This window comes from Erythrobacter sp., from assembly GCF_011765465.1.
In the GTDB taxonomy this organism is placed as follows: Bacteria; Pseudomonadota; Alphaproteobacteria; order Sphingomonadales; family Sphingomonadaceae; genus Erythrobacter.
This window is the reverse complement of sequence record NZ_CP050265.1, coordinates 2,618,273-2,636,683: the sequence shown is the minus strand read 5'-3', so window position 1 is coordinate 2,636,683 and position 18,411 is coordinate 2,618,273. Positions and strand designations below refer to the sequence as shown.

The 18,411-nt window shown below is 66.7% G+C and carries 23 protein-coding genes; 5 read left to right on the top strand and 18 right to left on the bottom strand.

The window, feature by feature from the left end; genetic code table 11:
• Positions 1-30: 30 nt before the first annotated feature.
• Complete coding sequence (gene rpmB, locus G9473_RS12635; RefSeq protein ID WP_291133687.1) at positions 31-318, bottom strand: 50S ribosomal protein L28; 288 nt, start codon at positions 316-318, stop codon at positions 31-33.
• A 216-nt stretch (positions 319-534) separates the two neighbouring features.
• Here rpmB and G9473_RS12630 point away from each other — a divergent pair, with 216 nt between their 5' ends.
• Both G9473_RS12630 and G9473_RS12625 read left to right on the top strand, forming a co-directional pair.
• Entirely contained in the window at positions 535-774 is a 240-nt protein-coding gene (locus tag G9473_RS12630) for a hypothetical protein (protein ID WP_291133686.1), read from the top strand.
• Between the two features lie 54 nt (positions 775-828).
• Positions 829-1,284, top strand: a complete 456-nt coding sequence (locus G9473_RS12625; RefSeq protein ID WP_291133685.1) for a nucleoside deaminase — start codon at positions 829-831, stop codon at positions 1,282-1,284.
• Positions 1,285-1,294: 10 nt separating this feature from the next.
• Here G9473_RS12625 and G9473_RS12620 read toward each other — a convergent pair whose 3' ends face one another.
• From G9473_RS12620 to G9473_RS12545, 16 genes are all read right to left on the bottom strand, one after another.
• Positions 1,295-2,041 (bottom strand): STAS/SEC14 domain-containing protein, encoded by a 747-nt coding sequence (locus G9473_RS12620; RefSeq protein ID WP_291133684.1) that lies wholly within the window; start codon positions 2,039-2,041, stop codon positions 1,295-1,297.
• A gap of 13 nt (positions 2,042-2,054) precedes the next feature.
• Entirely contained in the window at positions 2,055-2,780 is a 726-nt protein-coding gene (locus tag G9473_RS12615) for a ribonuclease T (protein ID WP_291133683.1), read from the bottom strand.
• Complete coding sequence (locus tag G9473_RS12610) at positions 2,758-3,189, bottom strand: hypothetical protein (RefSeq protein ID WP_291133682.1); 432 nt, start codon at positions 3,187-3,189, stop codon at positions 2,758-2,760. The genes G9473_RS12615 and G9473_RS12610 overlap by 23 nt, the downstream gene beginning before the upstream one ends.
• A gap of 4 nt (positions 3,190-3,193) precedes the next feature.
• Positions 3,194-4,060: a carboxylating nicotinate-nucleotide diphosphorylase gene (gene nadC, locus G9473_RS12605; RefSeq protein WP_291133681.1), complete on the bottom strand. Its 867-nt coding sequence runs from the start codon at positions 4,058-4,060 to the stop codon at positions 3,194-3,196.
• A gap of 116 nt (positions 4,061-4,176) precedes the next feature.
• Positions 4,177-4,974 (bottom strand): LytTR family DNA-binding domain-containing protein, encoded by a 798-nt coding sequence (locus G9473_RS12600; protein WP_291133680.1) that lies wholly within the window; start codon positions 4,972-4,974, stop codon positions 4,177-4,179.
• Positions 4,971-6,266, bottom strand: a complete 1,296-nt coding sequence (locus G9473_RS12595; protein ID WP_291133679.1) for a sensor histidine kinase — start codon at positions 6,264-6,266, stop codon at positions 4,971-4,973. The genes G9473_RS12600 and G9473_RS12595 overlap by 4 nt, the downstream gene beginning before the upstream one ends.
• Positions 6,267-6,369: 103 nt before the next feature.
• The gene (locus G9473_RS12590) at positions 6,370-7,368 is read right to left on the bottom strand and encodes a hypothetical protein (RefSeq protein ID WP_291133678.1); all 999 of its coding nucleotides are present in this window, start codon (positions 7,366-7,368) and stop codon (positions 6,370-6,372) included.
• Positions 7,369-7,373: 5 nt separating this feature from the next.
• The gene (locus tag G9473_RS12585; protein WP_291133677.1) at positions 7,374-8,087 is read right to left on the bottom strand and encodes a DsbA family protein; all 714 of its coding nucleotides are present in this window, start codon (positions 8,085-8,087) and stop codon (positions 7,374-7,376) included.
• Positions 8,088-8,123: 36 nt separating this feature from the next.
• A complete protein-coding gene (locus tag G9473_RS12580) occupies positions 8,124-9,512 on the bottom strand; it encodes a M48 family metalloprotease (RefSeq protein WP_291133676.1) in 1,389 nt (462 codons plus the stop codon).
• Between the two features lie 12 nt (positions 9,513-9,524).
• Positions 9,525-10,460 (bottom strand): alpha/beta hydrolase, encoded by a 936-nt coding sequence (locus G9473_RS12575; protein WP_291133675.1) that lies wholly within the window; start codon positions 10,458-10,460, stop codon positions 9,525-9,527.
• Positions 10,461-10,477: 17 nt separating this feature from the next.
• The gene (locus tag G9473_RS12570; protein WP_291133674.1) at positions 10,478-11,614 is read right to left on the bottom strand and encodes a phosphatase domain-containing protein; all 1,137 of its coding nucleotides are present in this window, start codon (positions 11,612-11,614) and stop codon (positions 10,478-10,480) included.
• Positions 11,615-11,693: 79 nt separating this feature from the next.
• Positions 11,694-13,412: a hypothetical protein gene (locus tag G9473_RS12565; RefSeq protein ID WP_291133673.1), complete on the bottom strand. Its 1,719-nt coding sequence runs from the start codon at positions 13,410-13,412 to the stop codon at positions 11,694-11,696.
• 110 nt (positions 13,413-13,522) lie between these two features.
• Positions 13,523-13,957 carry a DUF2141 domain-containing protein gene (locus G9473_RS12560; protein WP_291133672.1) on the bottom strand — a complete coding sequence of 145 codons (435 nt, stop codon included), beginning with the start codon at positions 13,955-13,957 and terminating at the stop codon, positions 13,523-13,525.
• On the bottom strand, positions 13,954-14,766 hold the full coding sequence (locus G9473_RS12555) for a sterol desaturase family protein (protein ID WP_291133671.1): 813 nt from the start codon (positions 14,764-14,766) through the stop codon (positions 13,954-13,956). The genes G9473_RS12560 and G9473_RS12555 overlap by 4 nt, the downstream gene beginning before the upstream one ends.
• 63 nt (positions 14,767-14,829) lie before the next feature.
• The gene (locus G9473_RS12550) at positions 14,830-15,357 is read right to left on the bottom strand and encodes an MmcB family DNA repair protein (RefSeq protein ID WP_291133670.1); all 528 of its coding nucleotides are present in this window, start codon (positions 15,355-15,357) and stop codon (positions 14,830-14,832) included.
• 66 nt (positions 15,358-15,423) lie between these two features.
• Positions 15,424-15,804: a hypothetical protein gene (locus G9473_RS12545; protein ID WP_291133669.1), complete on the bottom strand. Its 381-nt coding sequence runs from the start codon at positions 15,802-15,804 to the stop codon at positions 15,424-15,426.
• Positions 15,805-16,162: 358 nt separating this feature from the next.
• Between G9473_RS12545 and G9473_RS12540 the strand changes: the two genes are divergently transcribed.
• Both G9473_RS12540 and G9473_RS12535 read left to right on the top strand, forming a co-directional pair.
• Positions 16,163-17,218 carry a site-specific integrase gene (locus G9473_RS12540; RefSeq protein ID WP_291133668.1) on the top strand — a complete coding sequence of 352 codons (1,056 nt, stop codon included), beginning with the start codon at positions 16,163-16,165 and terminating at the stop codon, positions 17,216-17,218.
• Positions 17,215-17,421, top strand: coding sequence for a hypothetical protein (locus G9473_RS12535; protein ID WP_291133667.1), 207 nt, complete (start codon positions 17,215-17,217; stop codon positions 17,419-17,421). Before G9473_RS12540 ends, G9473_RS12535 begins: the two co-directional genes overlap by 4 nt.
• 113 nt (positions 17,422-17,534) lie before the next feature.
• On the opposite strand, the gene G9473_RS12530 is transcribed toward G9473_RS12535, so the two are convergent.
• Complete coding sequence (locus G9473_RS12530; RefSeq protein WP_291133666.1) at positions 17,535-17,825, bottom strand: hypothetical protein; 291 nt, start codon at positions 17,823-17,825, stop codon at positions 17,535-17,537.
• A 164-nt stretch (positions 17,826-17,989) separates the two neighbouring features.
• Between G9473_RS12530 and G9473_RS12525 the strand changes: the two genes are divergently transcribed.
• The gene (locus G9473_RS12525; protein ID WP_291133665.1) at positions 17,990-18,196 is read left to right on the top strand and encodes a hypothetical protein; all 207 of its coding nucleotides are present in this window, start codon (positions 17,990-17,992) and stop codon (positions 18,194-18,196) included.
• Positions 18,197-18,411: the final 215 nt, after the last annotated feature.

Sequence of the window (18,411 nt, the reverse complement as noted above, 5' to 3'; positions counted from 1 at the left end):
CGACCGGTCAACCCGGCCCAGCCCAACGGATCAGGCCGAGGCGGCGGCCTTCTTGAGCTCGCGCTTGACCTTGAGAGCGCGCGCCGAAAGCTTGTCGTCGCTGGTCTTGAGCAGCCAGTTGTCGAGCCCGCCATTGTGTTCGACCGAGCGCAGGCCCTGGGTCGAAACGCGGAACTTGAAGCTGCGGTCGAGCTTCTCCGACAGCAGCGTTACGTTCTGCAGGTTGGGCAGGAAGACGCGCTTCGTCTTGTTGTTGGCGTGGCTCACATTGTGGCCGACCTGGCGGCCCTTGCCGGTCAGTTCGCAAATCCGCGACATGATATCTCTCGTTTCGTCCAGTTTGGCGGGCGAGCCTGCCGGGGCCTCGAAAACGATTCGGCCCGGCGGAAACTCAGGTGAACCCGGAAAGCGGCGCGCATAGCCACGCGCAGGAGTAAGGTCAAGGCGGAACATCCCGCCGTGTGGGCCCGTTGACCCTGCGAATACCAAAGGCGCACCCCGAATCCGCGCGCCGAAGACTATGGAGGAAACGCCATGAAAAGGATCATTGCAACCACTTTCGCCGCTACCGCCGCGCTCGGCCTTGCCGCCTGCGACGTCGAACAGACCGAGGAAGGCGAAATGCCCGAAGTCGAAGGCATGCCGACCGTCGAAGAAGGCAATATGCCCGAATACGACGTCGAAGGCCCGGATGTCGATGTCGGCACCGAGGAGGAGACTGTCGAAGTCCCCACGGTTGATGTAGACCCTGCGGGCGATGGTGAGGCCAACTGATCAAGCCGCGACGCGGCCCGTGACCGCGTGACGGGGCCGGACAGCGCCGGGGCGATGCCCCGCTGGCCGGTTCCCGATGCGATGCGGGCCGCGCTCGATGCGGCGAAGGACGCGGCGCTGGCCGGGGAAGTCCCGGTCGGCGCCGCCGTCGTGCGTGGCCGCGAGGTGATCGCGCTCGCCGCCAATGCCACCCGCCTGCCGCCCGATCCCACCGGCCATGCCGAGATCCGCGCGCTGCGCATGGCGGCCGAGGCGCTGGGCTCCGAACGGCTCACCGGATGCGATCTCTACGTCACGCTCGAACCCTGCGCGATGTGCGCGGGCGCGATTGCCCATGCCCGCATCGCCCGGCTCTATTACGCCGCGAGCGATCCCAAGGGCGGCGCGGTCGAACACGGCGCGCGGGTGTTCGAACAGGCCCAGTGCCTCCACCGGCCCGAGGTCTATTCCGGCATGGGCGAGGCCGAGGCGGCGGCGCTGCTGCGCGATTTCTTCCGCGAGCGGCGCTAGCCCCAAGCCTCTAGCTGCGCAGCCAGGCCAGCGCCTCGTCTTCCTCGTCGAGGTCGAAGGTCCGCACTTCCGGCTTCACCAGCTTGCCGAAGGTTCCCGCCAGCGCCCGCATCCAGTCGGGCCCGCCGACCACGGCGTAGCGGTCGCAATGCTTGAGGAGGTCGATCTTGGAATTCATCACGTGGCTGCTGAGCGCGGCGTCGGCTTCGAAGCCGTGCCACTTGCGGATCACCACCATCAGCTTCGAACACTCGGTCCCCACCAGCCGCGCGCGGACCGTGTCGAGCGCGCGTTCGGCCTCTTCGCGGTCGAGCCGGCCGACCAGTTCGAACCCTGCGATGTCCGCGCCGAGGTCGAGCTCGTTCACCGCCCCGCCGTGGGGGTGGTCGATTTCGCCCGTCACCCACGCCCGCGCGGCGTCCATCTCGTCCTCGTCGTAGACGGCATAGGTGACGCCCGGCAGCAGGGCGCTTTCGAGCCGGGCGGCGGTGCGCATCCATTCCTCGTCGGAAACCAGCGCGATGCGGCCAAGCGAATAGACCCAGCGCAAAAGCATGGGCACGTGGACCAGTTCCTCGCTCATCGCCGAGAACGACCAGCCCGCAAGGCTGACGAGGTCGATCAGGACATTGCCGCCCGCCCCGGCCTCGAGCTGGCGCTGAGCGAATTCGACGAAGGCGCGGGCATCGGCCTCGCGGAATTCGGCGTAGATCGCGATGCGGTGGGTGTTGGGTGCGATTTCCTCGATGTCGATCATGCGTTCTCTCCCGTCACAGGCCGCGCCAGATCCGCGCCGGCGCGTCGTCCTTTGCGCCGAAGCGGCGGGCATCGCAGCGCTTCGGCCTGAAGCCCCTGTCATAGCAGAGGCGGATTTCCTCGAGCCAGCCGCCTTCGTCGAGCTTCACTCCCACAGCGGCGGACGACCAGCCGCGATTGGCCTCGGCGAAAGCGCCGCGGATGCGTCCGGCGGTGAGGCCGTCCTCGCGGCTGATGCGGTCGTAATCGGGCAGGCGCAGGCCGCTCAGCAGGATGCGGGTGACGCGGTAATAGGTCGCCGGGCGCTTCGCCATGCAGGCGCCGTGCTTGGCCCATTGCCGCGCGGCGAGGCGGGCGGAGGGCATCACGCACATCTGCGCGGCGAGCTCGGCGGGCGTCGGTTTTGCGGGCGTGGCGCACCATTGCGGCCAGCGCCCGCGCGGGCCTTCGGGCCACAGGCCGTGGACGACGAGGCCGAACAGCCCATTGTCGCGCGAACACTGGAAGCGGTGCGCCCGCTGGCCTTCGCGGAAGCGGCAGAATTCGGGCGACCATGAAAGGGCGAGGGTGTAGCCCGTGACCGGCATTTCCCGCCGCGGCCCGTCGGGCGCGATGGCCGGGACCGAGCGGATGGCGGGCGCGCGGCACTGATACGCCTGCGCCCAAACCGGCATTGGCGCGGCGGCGGGCAGGGCGAGCGCCAGCAGGGCCGCAAGGCTAGTCGAACACCGCCGGATCATCCCGCTCCTTTGCGAACCATGCATTCGCCTCGCGCGTGTAGAGCAGCGCCACCGCCACCAGCGAAATCGACTGTCCGACGAGCACGCCCGGCAGGGCATAGAGCATCGGCAGGTTGGAGAGGATCAGCACGACCTTGATCGCCGCCATCGCCGTGATGAACCCGCGCGCGAAACGGCTTGCGACGAGCCACACGGCGGCAATCGGGATCAGCTCGACCGTGAACCATGCCGAGCTTGCGACAATGGTCCAGTCGCGGTTCCATTCGAAGCCGAGGCCCAGCGAGCGCAGGATCTCTTCCTGTGCGGGCAGGTCCCACAAGGCGGTGGCGAGGTTCCAGGCAGCGAGCCCGAGCAGGATCGCGGCGAAGGCATGGACCGCGAGCGGGCGGGGGCTCGGGGCTCTGCGCACGGCCTTATTCCGGCTGGAAATCGAGGCCGATGTCGGCGGCGGGCGCGCTCTGGGTGAGCCGCCCGACCGAGACGTAATCGACCCCGCTCGCCGCCTTGGCCGCGATGGTCGAAAGGTCGATCCCGCCGCTCGCCTCGGTGGCCGCCCGGCCCGCGATCAGCGCGACGGCTTCGCGCAGGATCTCGGGCTCCATGTTGTCGAGCAGGATGTGATGCGCGCCCGCGGCAAGCGCCGGTTCGACCTGGTCGATCCGGTCGACCTCGCAGATGATCGGTTTCACCCCCGCCTCGGCCGCCCGGCGCACCGCTTCGCCCACGCTGCCCGCGACCGCGACGTGGTTGTCCTTGATCATGGCCGCATCCCACAGGCCCATGCGGTGGTTGCGTGCGCCGCCCATCCGGGTCGCGTATTTCTCGAGCGCGCGCAGACCGGGCAGTGTCTTGCGCGTGTCGAGCAGGGTGCAGGTCGCGCTGCCTTTCCGCATGGCTTCGACATAGGCGCGGGTCATGGTGGCGATGCCGGAGAGGTGCTGGACCGTGTTGAGAGCGCTGCGCTCGGCGGTGAGCAGCGCGCGGGCCTTGCCCGAGAGGCGCATGAGCTCGGTCCCGGCCTCCACAGCCTCGCCGTCGGCGACGAGCATCTCGATGGTGCAGTCCGGATCGAGCGCGCGGAAGAAGGCTTCGGCCAGCGGAAGTCCGGCGACGACGATCGCATCGCGGCTGTCCATCACGCCCGAAAAGCGAGCTTCGGCGGGGATCACGCTGTCCGAAGTGACATCGCGCCCGCCGCCGGGAAGCCCCTCGCCGAGGTCTTCGGCAAGCGTTTCGCGGACGAAGCGATCAAGGTCGAAACCGAGCAACGAAAAGGTCATGCCCACCCCAATAAACGGACCCGCAGGGTCCGCAAGGCCGACCGGCCGCCCGCAGCGGGCGCAGCTCTGCTGCGCGTCTAGCGAGGACGAAGGCGCGGATGCGCCTTCGCAACAAATCAATGCACGAAGCGCGCCACCACGTCGCGGTAGCTGCGCGACACCTTCACCTCCGCGCCCGAATCGAGCACGAGGAAACATTCGCCGTTGGTGTGCGGCTTGACCTGCCGGACCTGGTCGAGATTGACGATGGTGGAGCGGTGCACCCGCTGGAACTTGCGCGGGTCGAGGCGGCGCTCGAGATCCTTCATCGTCTCGCGCAGGATCAGCGAATTGTCGCCGGTGTAGATGCACATATAATCGCCGGCAGCTTCGATGTGCTCGATCGAATCGACTTCGACGCGGAAGATCTGGCCGCGGTCCTTGACGTTGATGAGCTTTTCGAAGCGATCCGCCGCGCTGCCGTCGGCATCGGTGAATTCCGCAGCACGGTCGGGGGCGACTTCGGCCAGCACGTCGAGCAATTGTTCGGCATCCTCGCTCGACTTCTTCTGCGCGAGGCGTTCGCGCACGCGCTCGATCGTGTCGGCAAGGCGGACCTCGTCGACCGGCTTCATCAGGTAATTGACCGCATTCGCCTCGAAGGCGCGGATCGCGTGTTCCTCATAGGCTGTGACGAAGACGAACAGCGGGGGTTCGATCTCCATCACGCCCTTGACCACGGAAAACCCGTCGAAACCGGGCATCTGGATGTCGAGAAAGACGAGGTCGGGCTTTTCGGTCTTGATCTTGCGGATCGCCTCGCGCCCGTTCGAGCAGGTGTCGATCACCTCGACGTCGTCGAACGCCTGGAGGCGGACCTGGAGGCCCTGGATCGCGAGTTTCTCGTCGTCGACGAGGATTGTTCTGATTGTCATGCGGAAGATCCGATCGTTTTAGGGGGGTTCAAATCGATGACATTGTCCGCCGCTCCGGTGCGGGAGGTATCGGGCGCGGGGGACGTGTCGCTGTCGGCGTCGCCGGTGGCCGTACGGGCGGCGGCGCGGGATTGCGCAGGCGAAGCATCGGCCTGCGGGGTGAAGGGTATCTCTATGACGACGGTAAAGCCGCCGCCCGGTTCCGAACGCGTGTCGAAGATATGGTTCGCGCCATAGGCCTGGACCAGCCGGTTGCGGATATTGGCAAGGCCCACCCCGGTCGAAACCGGCTTTCCGCTGCCGGGAGCATCCTCGCGGCGCAGGCTCTCGGCCCGGGCGGCGTAATCGAGCAGGTCCTGCTGGACCGGCACGTCCATCCCCGGTCCCGTGTCCTCGATCGTCATGCGCAGCCTGTCGCCGATCACCTTGGCGGTCAGCGAGATGCGCGCGCCTTCCTCCTGCGGGCTGACGGCGTATTTGACCGCGTTCTCGACCAGCGGCTGGAGCAGCATCGAAGGCAGGATGGCATCGAGCGCCGCGTCCTCGATATCGAAATGGGTCCGCAGCCGTTCCTCGAACCGCATCCGCTCGATGTCGAGATAGAGGTTCAGCGTCTCGACTTCCTGCGCGAGCGTGACCTGGCTGCCCGGTTCCATGATGAGCGTGTGGCGCAGGAAGCTCGACAGGCGGGTGAGCATCGCGTTGGCGGGCTCGGTCTGCTTCAACAGCACCAGCGTGCTGATCGAATTGAGCGTGTTGAACAGGAAATGCGGGTTCAATTGGTAACGCAGCATGGCGAGCTGCGCCGCGGTGGTCTGTGCCTCGAGCCGTTCGAGCCGGTCGGCCTGCTGTTCGACCGTGAGGAAGTAGTTGATGGCGTAATAGAGCGCGCTCCACCCGCCCAATAGGGTGAGCGGGATGTAGGAAAGGCCGATGAAACGCTGGGCGAAACTCGTCTCGCGCGAGGCGCCGTAATAGATCCCCTGCACCCAGGCATCGATCGAGGTGTGGATGATCACCGCCACCCCCAGCACCAGCGCGGTCACGCCCCAGGTGACGATCGGCTGGCGGTTTATCAGCTGGCGGTAGATCACCGACAAAATGCAGCTGATCGAAAAGCCGGTGATCGTGGTGACGAGGATCAGCGCGAGCAGGTCGAAGGGCTGGTCGTTGGCGAAGGCGATCACCGCGCGCAGCAGGAACGCGCCGCCCCAGCCGGCCAGCTGGAGGTTCCAGAAGGCGCGGTTCTTGCTGGCGAAGAACGGCGCTGGCTGGATCGCGAGAACGGACATTGCCCGCCTCATGTAGCCCATTTCGGTGCGCTTGGCAGCGGTTTTCCCGGAATGCGGGCGCGCGCGGCGAACCGTTCGGCGCACCCGGCGGGGCGTTGGCGCGCTAGCGGCGGGCCTTCTTCAGCCCCTTGTCGGGGTCGATCCCGCGCCGGAAATGCGTCCGCCAGTCGGCCTTGCCCTCGCGCGCCATCAGCTCGCGGATGAGCGGGATTTCCGCCGCGATGAACTCCACGCGCTCGTCCCAGCCGTCATGCGTGCGGGCTCGGAACAGGCCGCCATCATGCTTGCGGCCCCAGGTCTCCATGAAGCGGATCGCGGCTTCGGGTTCATATCCCGCATTGGCGAGCAGCCAGGGCATCAGCCGGTCGGCTTCGCGCTCGGTCTTGCGCACGTTGCGGCGCTTGCGCCGGTTGCGGTCGAGCCATTCGGAATGCCGCAGGAAATTATGCGCCAGTTCGTGCGCGACGACGCCGGCGAAGACCTCTTCGGGATAGGAGAAGGCGGGAAACTCGATCCCGATCACCACCCGCTCCCCGTCGGCGACCGCCTTGCGTCCGTCGCCCATCAGTTCGAACCGGCTGGCGCAGGTATCGACCGGGACCACCCGCGCCTCGCCCCCGTCGGCGAAGCCGATGGTGATCCCGCCGTGTTCGGCGAGCATGGCATCGACATGGTCGTGGGCGCGCTTGAGCCGCTGCCAGTCCATCCGCTCGCCCGCGTCCCATTCGTTGGGATCGAGCCGTTCGAGCCGCACGATCTCACGGTTGCGGGTAAATTCGCCCGACAGCGCCGCGGGCGAGCCGCGCGCCGCGGTCTCGACCGCGAAATCGCCCGACAGGCCGAGCGCGGCGCGCGCGATCTCGGGCGCGCCGTAGCTGGCAAGATCCTGCAATTGCAGGCCGATCGACGGGATAACGCGCGTGCAGAATTCCGCATTGCCGCGGATGATTTTCCAGCCCACGTCCTGCAGCCGCTGGTCGGCGTCCTGGAACCGACCGATCGCGGCGCGCTCGGCGTCGAGATCGATGTCCTCGAGGTCGGGAGCCGCCGCAAGCGGCGCGGCGAGGCTCACCAGCAGCGCGGCAAGAACGACCCGGCGCATCGCGCTCAGCCTTCCGCGTTCGCCCCGGCTTCGTCGAGCGCCTCGCTCAGCCGCTCGTATCCGACCGCGCCGCTGATCGTCGCATCGCCCGTCACCCATGCGGGAGTCCCGTTGAAGCCGAGCGCGCGGGCGAGGCTGAAATTGCGCGCGATCTCGACCGAGACGGCGTCCGATTCCATGTCAGCGCGCGCCCGCTCCATGTCGAGCCCGATGTCGCGCGCGACCGCCTCGGCGGTGTCGGGGCCGGCCGGGCCGCGGGCGAACATCGCATCATGGAATTCGGCGTATTTGCCCTGCAACGCGGCGGCGAGCGCCATGCGCGCGGCGGCTTCGGAGCCTTCGAACTGCGGCAGTTCGCGCAGGACCACTTTCACCTGCGGGTCTTCCTCGATCAGGCGGGCGACATCCTTGAGGCTGGCTTCGCAATAGCCGCAGTTATAGTCGGAGAATTCGACCAGCACCTTCGATCCGTCCGGATTGCCGAGCACCGCGCCGGGGAAGGGGTCGTAGACCTCGTCGCCGAGCTGGGCGAGCCGTTCGCGCGACTGCTGCGCCTGGTAGGCTTCGGCCATGGCCGGTAGCATATCGGGATTGTCGAGCAGGAAGGCGCGGGTGCGGTTGTCGGCAAGCCCGGCATAGGACCAGATCGCCGCGCCGAGAAAGCCGAAGACGAGCGCGAGCAGCGCGGTGAGAAGCGGGTTGCGGATGCTTGCTGGCATGATTTTCCGGGAAACTCGGGTGGATGTTGGGGCCGCCTAGCGGGAATCGCGCAGGCGTTCCAGTTCGCTGCGGGCCTGCAATGCGATGTCCTGCGCGCGGATCCAGTCGGGCGTCCCGCGCGGGAGCGCCGCCTCGGCGGCCTGCGCGCTGCGCAGGGCTTCGGGATAGCGGCGCGCCATGACCTGTTGTTCGGCGCTGGCAAGCCGCGCGCGCGCCATGTCGCCGCGCGCGGCATAGACCATGCCCAGCTGATACCACGCGAAGGGATTGAACCGGTCGCGCGCCACCGCGGCGCGCAGGACCTTTTCGGCCTCGGCGTAATTCGCCTCGTCCTCGGTCGCGATCAGCGCGTGGCCGAACATCGAGGCGATCAGCGGCTGGTTCAGCGTCAGATCCGTCGCGCGCCGCAGCGGGGCGAGCGCTTCGTCCGGCCGCCCGGATTCGAGCAGGACCTGCCCTTCGAGCTCGAGGAAATAGGGATTTTCGGGTTCGAGCGCGAGCAGCGCCTCGGTTTCGGCGAGCGCCTTTTCGACCCGTGCTTCCTTGTGCCAGGCATAGGCCCGGGCATAGCGCGCAGGCACGCTGGTATCGCTCGGCGGATAGGCGTTGAGGGTGCGCTCGGGCTCGGCGAGGTAGCCGTAAAGCTTGGCCTGCACCCGCTCGAACCGGTCCTGCAGCGCCGCATCTGCCGGCGTGTCCCAGGCCGGATCCTGTTGCAGCAGGCCGCGCAGGGTCTGGATACGGTCGCCCGAGAGAGGGTGGGTGCGGCCATAGGCGGCTTCGTCCGACTGGCTGTAGCCGCGGCGGATCTCGAAATTGCGCAGCTTCTCGAAGAAGGAGATCATGCCCTTGCCGGTGATCCCCGCGCCCGACAGATAGCGCGCCCCGGCAAGGTCGGTCGCGGCTTCCTGGTTGCGGTTGAAGGCGAGGAAGCTGCCCATCGCGGCCTGCTGGCCCGCCATCATCGCGCCCATCGCCGCATCGCCCGCCCCGGCCAGCGCCGCGCCCACGCCGAGCAGCAGCGAAAGGATCGTGATCCCCTGCGCGGCGCGCACACGTTCCTCGAAGCGGACCACGTGGCCTGCGGTGATGTGGCCGAGTTCGTGCGCGATCACGCCCTGCACCTCGTTCGCGGTGTCGGCGGCGGCGAGCAGGCCGGTATGGACATAGACCACCTGCCCGCCCGCGACGAAGGCGTTGATCGAGCTGTCGTTGATCAACACGATGTCGACGTTTTCCGGTTCGAGTTCGGACGCCTCGATCAGCGGGCGCGCCATGTCGTTGAGCAGGGCCTCGGTCTCGGCATCGCGCAGCACGGACTGCGCGGCGGCCTGCGTCGTCGCCAGCGCGATGCTGGCAAGGAAGGCGAGCGCATAGGCGAAGGCGCGCCATTGCGCGTTCGGCAGGGAGAGGGGCCGCGACATTATGGACCCGTTCTAGCGGGTTTCGGCCTGAACGGAAACTGAAAGCGGCTCTTCGTCCGTGACCGCGCGGGCGAAGCGCACCGCCGCGTCCATCACCGCGCCCCGCGACCGCCACGGCGCGGCGAGCGCGAGCAGCGGGTCGTTGTGGTTGGCCCCGTCCACAAAGAGGGTTTCGGCCCGCCCGCCCGCCGCCTCGGTCCGCCGGGCGAGTTCGCGGCTGTTGCGGATCTTCACGAGGTCGTCCGCCTTGCCGTGGACGAGCAGTAAAGGCGGGGCGTCGCCGCGCACATGGGCGACCGGCTGGGTCGCCTGCGGGTCGGGTGCGGCGCCGAAAGCGGCTTTCGACGAATCGCTGTCGAAGGGGTAGAAATCGTAAGGCCCGGCCAGCCCGATCACGCCCCTGACCGCGCCCTGCGGCACGCCTTCCGCCGCGAGCCACCGGCGTTCGAGCGCGGCCATCGCGACATTGTAGGCCCCGGCGGAATGGCCCGCGAGGACGATCCGGCCCGGATCGCCGCCATATTGCGCGATATTGCGGTGCGTCCAGCCGATCGCCGCGGCGGTGTCCTCGATCATGGCGGGATATTCGCCTCCCGGGACGAGCCTGTAACCCGCCAGCACGACGACGAAGTCTTCCGCGACGAAACTCCGGCCGATGAAGCCGTAATCCTCCGGATCGCCCGAATTCCAGCTCCCGCCGTGGACGAACAGGAGCACCGCTCGCGCGGACCCGGCGGGCTCCTGCGGTCCCCACACGACGACCTTCTGCGCCGTGTCCTCCCCGGTCGAGGCGAGCGCCTTGCGCTCCGCCCCGCGCGCGCCGCCCGCGATGCGGTCGACCGCATCGAGCACCGCCGGGCCGTTGCGCATGATCGCGAGTTGCAGCGCCGCCCCGCCCAGCACGAGCGCACCCAGGCCGATCCCGAGGCCCCAAAGCAGTTTGCCCATATCGTCAGCGTCCCCTTTCACTTGGCCCTTTCATCCGGCGGCTGCCCTTCGCTCGCCGTGCGCACTAGGTCTTCGAGACCGCCTTCGAAATCGAGACCCGCAGCTTCGAGGAAGGTCGCCGCCGCGCGGTAGTCGCTGCCGGTCCAGAAGGGCACGCCCGCTGCCTCGATCGCGGTCCTCGCAGCCCGTTCCTCTTCGGTCATCGGCGCGCCCGCGACTGCGCGGATGAACACCGCCGCGATTCGTTCCGGATGCTCTCGCGCGATGCTCCCGAAGGCGAGGAGGTCGCGCTGCGTGTCGTCGCCGATCAGGGCGAAGCGCAATTGCGGGAAGGTCGCAAGGATGCGCCGTATCGCCTCGAGCTTGTGCGAACCGTGCCCCTCTTTTCCCAGCGTGCGCCGGTTGAAGCCCCAGTCGCGCAGCATGACCGGGCCCAGGGGCAGGCCGCGCTCGCGCTTGAAAGCGACAAGGTAGGAAAACAGGTTCCAAGGGCTCGACGAGACGTAGAAGACCGGGCGCACGCGGGCCTGCGGTTCGATGGCGCCGATCGCCTCGTCGGCCTTCTGTGCGCCCGGCGGATTGCCGCCCAGCGCCGCGAAGAAGCCGGTCGCGCCGGGGACCAGCACGCGCTCGCTCGGCATCTGGGCGAAGACGCGCTTCCAGTTGCGCGCGATGGCGCGGAAATTGCCGGTTATGCCGGTTTCGAGGATGGTGTCGTCGACATCGGAAATGATTCCCATGCGGGTTTCGCCTCCGGGCGCGAGGATGAAGGCGGGAGCCTCGCCCGCCTCGTCCGTTTCGGGGCAGCGCCAGCGCAGCCGCGCGCGTTCCCAGCGCGTGCGCGGGGCCGGCGGGCAGGCCGGCGCGATGGGCAGGTCGAAGCGCACGAAGCCTTCCGGCCCGCTCGTGCCTTCGCCGCGGATCACCTCGCCATTGGCGCAGTCGTATTCGAGGTCGACCGCCAGCCCGGGCACTTCGTGCGAGGCGTATTCCCCCAGCATGGTGGCGAAATCGCGCCAGAAGCCGCGCGTCTCGAAGACGGGTTCGCGCGCCCGGATCGCGCGGGCATTGAGATGGAGATGGTGCGAATTGCGGTAGCCGAAGAAGGGCTGGACGCGCACGGGGCCGCGCCGCGAGAACAATCCGAGCAGCATTGCCCGGAGCACCTAGCCGCGCGGCGGGGCGAGGCCAAGGGGCGTGCGTAGCGGGAGCGTTTGCCGCTGCGGGGCGGCGTCAGCCGATCAGCTTCTTCGCGGCGCGCTCGATCAGCGGCACGTCTTCCTCGACCTCGCCGAGGAGGTGGATCGTCCCGGTCTCGTCGCGGCGGATCACCAGCAGGCCGAATTCGGGGCCGTCCGGGGCGAGGTCGTCGAACATCATCGCTTCGAGTTCGCGCAGCTTTTCGGCGAGCGCCTCGCGCACGGCCTTTTCGGTCTGGACCGGCTTGCCCGCTTCCTCGCGGCGCAGGCGGCGTTCGGCCTGGACCACGGCCTTGAGCCCGCCCTCGACCTCGCCGAGAAAGCGCGCGAGGCTTCCGCGTTCGAGCCCGAGCCGGTGCGCGTGGCTCAGCACGGCGGCGTATTCGGTGAGGCGGGTCTTGTCGTAGTCGCTGCCGAAGACGAGCTTGACCACCGGGGTCATCGGCGCGCGTTCCTGGATGGTCAGGCCGCTTTCCTCGACCAGTTCGGCGAATTCCTGCGGCGCGTCCTGCGCGGCGAGCGAGACGTCGTAGGCGCGGCCGACCGCGGCATAGAGCGCATTGCGGCTGCGGTCTTCGCTGGCGCGGGCGCTGCGGGCGAGTTCGCGGGCCGAGGCGAGGCAGTCGGCAAGGCCGGCGTCCTCGGGTAGGTCGGCATAGGTGGGTTCGGGTTCGGGTGCGGGTTCGTCCCACCCGCTTGCCTCCGGGGCGCCATGGGCGTTTTCGAAATCCTCGACGCGGTAATCCTCGGGGTCGAAATGCTCGGCCTCGAGGTCGATCGCCTTCTTGGCAGGCGCTTCGATGTAGTCGGAGAGCGAGGCGAAATTGTAGGACGTTCCGCCCTCGTCTTCCTCGTCTTCGTCTTCGGGATCGTCGAGCGCATACTGGCCGAAATCGGGCATCGGCAGGTCGCGGCTCTCGCCCCCGGTGAAATCGTGGTCCTCGTCGAAGCCCGCGCCCAGGTCGAGCACGTCGCGGTCTTCACCGTGCGTGTCGTGGTCGTCCGCGGTCACGGGCTCGTCGACTTCGAAAGCGGGCGAATCTGCCCATTCGGTGAGAGCATCGGCATGATGCGGGCGCGCTTGGTCCTCGTCCTCTTCGGCATCGTCGAGCTCGAGCGCCTGGTCGATCTCGAGCAGGAGTTCGTCCGCGGTGAGCGCGTCGGCCATCTCCTTCCAGTTGATGACGCCGTAGATGAAGTCGATCGTCTCGCCGTCGCTGGAAAAGGGCAGCAGGATGCCGCGATAGAGGATCGCCGCGCCGCGCTGGTTGACGAATTCCGCCTCGAAGCCGATCGGCGCCTCGTTGGCGAGGATCTGCATATAATGGTCGGTGATCCGGCTCAGCAGCGAGCGCGGGGGGACATCGGCAAGCGTGCGGATCGGCCCGCTCGCGCCGCATTCCTCGCCCAGCCGGTCGCCGAGATACTGCACCACCGGGTCTTCGATCCCGGCGGAGAAATCAAGCAGCACGCTGTTCGGGCCGAAATCGGTCAGCTCCTCGGGCGTGAGGTCCTCGATCGAGGGGAAGCTGGCATCGCCCAGAAGGCTCGCCCAGTGGTTGTAGGCGCGCACCTGCATCCGGCGCTCGTCCTGGCCGATCGCGGCGGGCGGGACGTCGCCGGAATCTTCGTTCGCCTCGCTCGTCTCCGGCGTCTCGTCGCCGAAGGTGTCCGGCGCGCTTTGCGGACCGGTCGCGACCGCATCCGTCTCGCCCGGTTCGCCGGATTCGAAATGGCCCCGCAGATTGTCCATTGCCCGTGTCCGCCCTTCCATAAACGGCTGTTTCGAGCCGTTCTGGCGTTACGTGGTAAACATTGCGTTAAGTGGCGCGGGCAAAATCGTGGCCCGGCGGAGCCGCCCCGTCAGAGGAAATAGCGCATCCGGATGGCGAGGTCCTGCCGCCCGGCCTTGTGCTCGAACACGGCGTCGCGGAACTTGGGCGGGGCCATCCTCACCGGCGCATCGCGCGAAAAGCCGTAGCCCTCCTTGGGCATCATGCCGAGCGCGCGGTCGGCCTTGCCGTTGTCGTTCTCGTCATGCAGCAGCGCGATCGCGTAATTGCCCGGCTTCACGTCAGTGAAGCGGATCGTCACCGTCTCGCCTGCCTTCACCACGGTCCGGTGCGAGGCGGGATCCTTGATGCACTTGGGGAAGATGTCTTCCTGTGTGGTCATGCAGGCGCGCACCGTGCCCTCGGCCGAGCGCAGCCCGGTGACGGTGATGACGACCTCGTCCGCCGCCGCGGGCGAAGCCGCCAGCGTCGCCGTGCCGGCGGCAAGAAGCGCAAGCGCCCTCACGAAGGCTCCGGTCCGCGCGGCGGCACGGGCAGCTTGGCGGCGGCCCCCACCGGCACGGGCACAAGCGGCCCGGCGATCCGTCGCGACAGGCCGCGGTCGGTTCCGCACAGGTGATCCCAGAAGCGGAAATAGAGCCCGAAATTGCATCTGTAGTCCTCGTGATGCTTCTCGTGATGGCTCGCCGTTATCAGCCAGTGTCCCAACGCCGAGTGAACGAGGCGGCGCGGGAAGATCTCCCAGCCCATGTGATTGGTCACGCCCATGATCGTGGCGATGCCGAGCACCGTGCCCAGCATCGCGACATGGATCGGCACGACGAAGACGAGAAGGGGGAGGACGATCGCGCCGGTGAGCGATTCCACCCAATGAAAGCTCATCGCCGTCCACGCGGTCGGCGGGCGGCTGCGGTGATGGACGGCGTGGGCGATTCGGAACAGGCGGGGCACGTGCATCGCGCGGTGGGTCCAGTAGAACCACGTGTCCTGCACGAAGAGATAGACGAAGGCCGAGAGCGGGAGATACCACAGGGGCAGGGCGGAGAAATCGGTGTAGATCTGCGTCCAGCCCAGATTACGCCAGCTCCACAGCATCAGTCCGGCGGGCGTGCCGTAGATCGCCGCCGCCGTCAGCGACCACGCGATCTCGCTCCGGATCTGCGCGCCCCTCGCCGCGTAAAGGCCCGGGCGGACCCTTTCGGTGAGCCAGGAAAACAGCCCCGAGGCGAGAAAATAGCGCAGCGCGACCATCACGCTCGTCGCGACACTGGCGAAGAGCAGGGCGACGAAAAGCGGCGTGTCCGGACCGAGCATCGCCCATCTATGGCCGATTTTCCCGCGCCGGGACAGCACCTTTGTGGATGTGCCTGCGATCCTTCAGGCGCTCTCGCCGCCCCACTCATTACAATGCGGGTCGGCCAACACCGTGTGCCGCCGCATCGCCACCCTTGCGAGCCGTTCGACCTCGACCTTGCGCCGGGCGGCCGCGAGCGAATGGAGCGGGGCGTGGCGCAGGATCTCCGCGTCGTAGCCGTCGGCGACGATGATCCCGCAGCAATCGGGCCGGTAGGCTTCGCTTTCGAGCGGGCTTCGGTCGAGCCCCGGCGGGACGCCCCAGAAGAACCGGTCGCAGTGGTCGAGATAATCGGGCCACTTGGCATCGCCGAGCAGGTCGCCGCGCGCGACCTTGATTTCGACGATCACCACCAGCCCCTTGGCATCGACGCCCATCAGGTCGGCGCGCCGCCCGTTCCTCAGCGGCATTTCGGGCAGGCACCAGATGCCGTTGCGCGCGAACAGACGGGCGATGCCGCGCGCGACGTCTGACGCAAGCGGCGCGGCGGCGGGATCGGCGATGGAAGAGGCATCGGGCGAATCGGGAAGGGCGGCAAGCGGGTCGGTCATGCCGAATGGCTGGAACAGAATGGGAACACAGTCAAGCCACCCGAACCGGCAAGCGGCCGGGCGCGATCAGTCGCGCGAGACCGCTGCCAGCACCGCGTCGCGCGCGGCATGAAATTCGCGCCACAGCGCCAGCGCAGGGGCGGCGGCTTCCTGCCCGCGCGCGGTCAGCGTTTCGAGCGCGGCGAGGCCGGGGCGCATCATCGCGTCGATATCCTCGATCCCCTGCCAGGCGAGCTCGCGCTGCCACTCGCTCGCTTCGCCGAGCCGCGCGGAAAAGCCGGCCACCGCGCCGCTTTCCGCTTCGGGGGCGAGCCCGGCCAGCGCGGCGAGCCCGGCGGCCTGTTCGTGCAGGCCGTGCCAGCGCCGCGCGAGCGAGCCCAGCGGCTCTTTCGCGGCATCCGCGCTTTCGCGCATCGAACGGACCTGGTCGGGCGGAAGGGCTGACATGGGAACGGGAATAGGCGTCCGGGTCTTGCCGATTGGTTAAGGCGGAAAGTGGTTTTCCTGCGACGAAGCGCGCGCCCACGATTATGCTGGCGAAGCGCCGCCCGGCTTGCTAAGCGCCGCCCACGAGGCCCACGTCGCGCCCGCCTTTGGCGCGACCAGAGCACCCGTAGCTCAGCTGGATAGAGCGCTGCCCTCCGAAGGCAGAGGTCACAGGTTCAGAGTATGCGGGTGGCGTTCCGAGAAGACCCTCTAAGCATTAGATATATCTAGGTTTTTCGAGACCGTCAGTTCAGGCGGGACGATGAGCGTCACTGCTTTCGGTGCTCCGATCACAATTCGATCACACGGAGCACAAAGAATGGCATCGATCTCGAAACGGAAGAACGGCTGGTGCGCTCAGGTCCGGCGCAAAGGATACGCTCCACGGAGCAAGACACTGCCGACGAAATCCGCTGCACTGACTTGGGCGCGAGAGGTGGAGGCTCGCATTGATGCAGGCAAACTGCCGGTGAGCGACGGCCCCTTGCGCGAGACCTGTTTGTCGGAACTCATTGCACGATACCTACGAGAGGTGACGCCTCGCAAGCGTAGCTCCGCGAGTGAGGCACTACGCCTCGGCAAGATCAAACAGTGCAGCCTCGCTAGGGAGAAGCTTATCGACATCGCACCAAGAGACATCGCCGCTTATCGAGATCGACGGTTGAACGAAGTGAAGCCCGCGACAGTCCGCAAGGAACTCTACCTGTTAGCGAGCGTGATTGAGGTCGCGACGAAGGACTGGGGGTTTCCTTTCGCGTCCAATCCGGTGCGAGCAGTCTCCTTCCCGGTCGCCAACGATGCCCGCGACAGGCGGCTCGAAGCTGGCGAGGCCGAAAAGCTCCACAAGGCGCTTCAGACTACCCGCAACCCATACGTCAGGCCCATCGTCATGCTCGCAATCGAGACGGGCTTGCGGAGACGTGAGGTCCTCGAACTGACTTGGACCAACGTCGACCTTGAGCGGCGCATTGCCTACATCCCGACCACGAAGACGGGCGTCCCTCGCACCATTCCCCTCACGGATGCTGCTCTGGCGGTCATAAAGAGCCTCAAGCGGCCAGAGGAAGGCGACGAAGCCGGACCTGTAGAGGATCGTCTCTTTCCCATCACTGTGGAGGCGTTCAAGCAGGCGTGGAAGCGCGTCCAGAAGCGTTCGGGCCTTACGGACCTGCGCTTCCATGATCTGCGCCACGAGGCTCTCTCGCGCTTCTGTGAGCTTGGTCTGACGGTCCCTGAACTCGCGGTCATATCGGGCCACAAGGACCCGAGGATGCTGTTCCGCTACGCGCACCTCCGGGCGGACGATCTGGCCCGAAAGCTGGCAGGTAGAGACTGGTCGGCCCAGCGTCAGCTCTCGCAGGGGGTCCGGGCATGAGCGAGCGGTCAGAAAGCCAGGAGGTCGCGTCCGCGATCTACAGCCTGAAGGACGATCTGCTGGTGAACCTATGCGCCGAGATCGAGGAAACACGGGAACGCGTGGAAGGCGTGAGGCGGTCAGTGGCTGACCTACTCGCCCCAGCCTACATCATCGCCATCAGCTTGGCGGTCATCGCCAATTCGGTATTCGCTGGTCGCTGAAAGGGACAGGAGCCGAAGGTTATGTCGGCTTTCGGCTCCCATGCTTTCGGGGGAGGACGGCTGGAAGTGGGGTGGGAAGCGGAACTTCTGGAATGCACCCTACCGACGAAGCATCAATCACGCCAACTGACATCGTATCCGTAGCGCTCATCGATTAGTCGGTCCGAATTGTGGGGGTAGCCCATCAAGAGATAGATCATCCTGACCCTCAGTTCCTTGGGATCAAAAAGGGTTTTGACGTCCGTTCGCTGGCAAACGTCCCTCATTGAGATCAACTCTTTACGAAAATAGCCGCAAACAGTTTGAAGTTCACCGTCATCTGGAAACACTTCGGGGTCGATAACAATCGTCAATACATCTAAGAGTTTTGCATCCCAAACATGACCGTTTCGATATGTCGGCATAGGTTACTGTTTAACCGTATGCCCAACGTCTGCAATGGGTCGTAAGCGGAATGTCCGCTTTTCGGGAGGTTATGCGACAAAGCCACCACATACCAGAGGCGGCAGAGTTACCTGTCTCGTAAGACCCTCATGCGAATGATCCTTGGCAGACTTATCCCGACTTCGTGGCGGAACTGACTGACGGGAAACTGGCAGTCATAGAAAACAAGGGCGAGCCTTACGCGACGAATGACGACAGCAAGGCGAAGGTCGCAATCGGTGAGGTCTGGGAGAAGGCTATGGGCGGTGAGGGGCTGTTCCTGATGGTCGAGAAGGAGGTCGAAGGGAAACAGCCTTGCGATCAGCTTCTCGCCAAGTTCGGCTCTGGCTGACTTTCAGAAGGCTACTCGCCTCCGTAAGGCCGGACAACAACAACAAGCCTGAGCCTTTAACCGAAGTTTTGAAGACCCATGCGATAGGGTCTTTCGGGGGAACCCGCTCGTGCTGGAAAGGGGACCCAAAAATCGACAACCTCGTAGCTGGTTGGAGCTTCCACGGTCTACCAGAACGCACTATGAGACAAGAGTGAGCGGCCTATGCATCGACC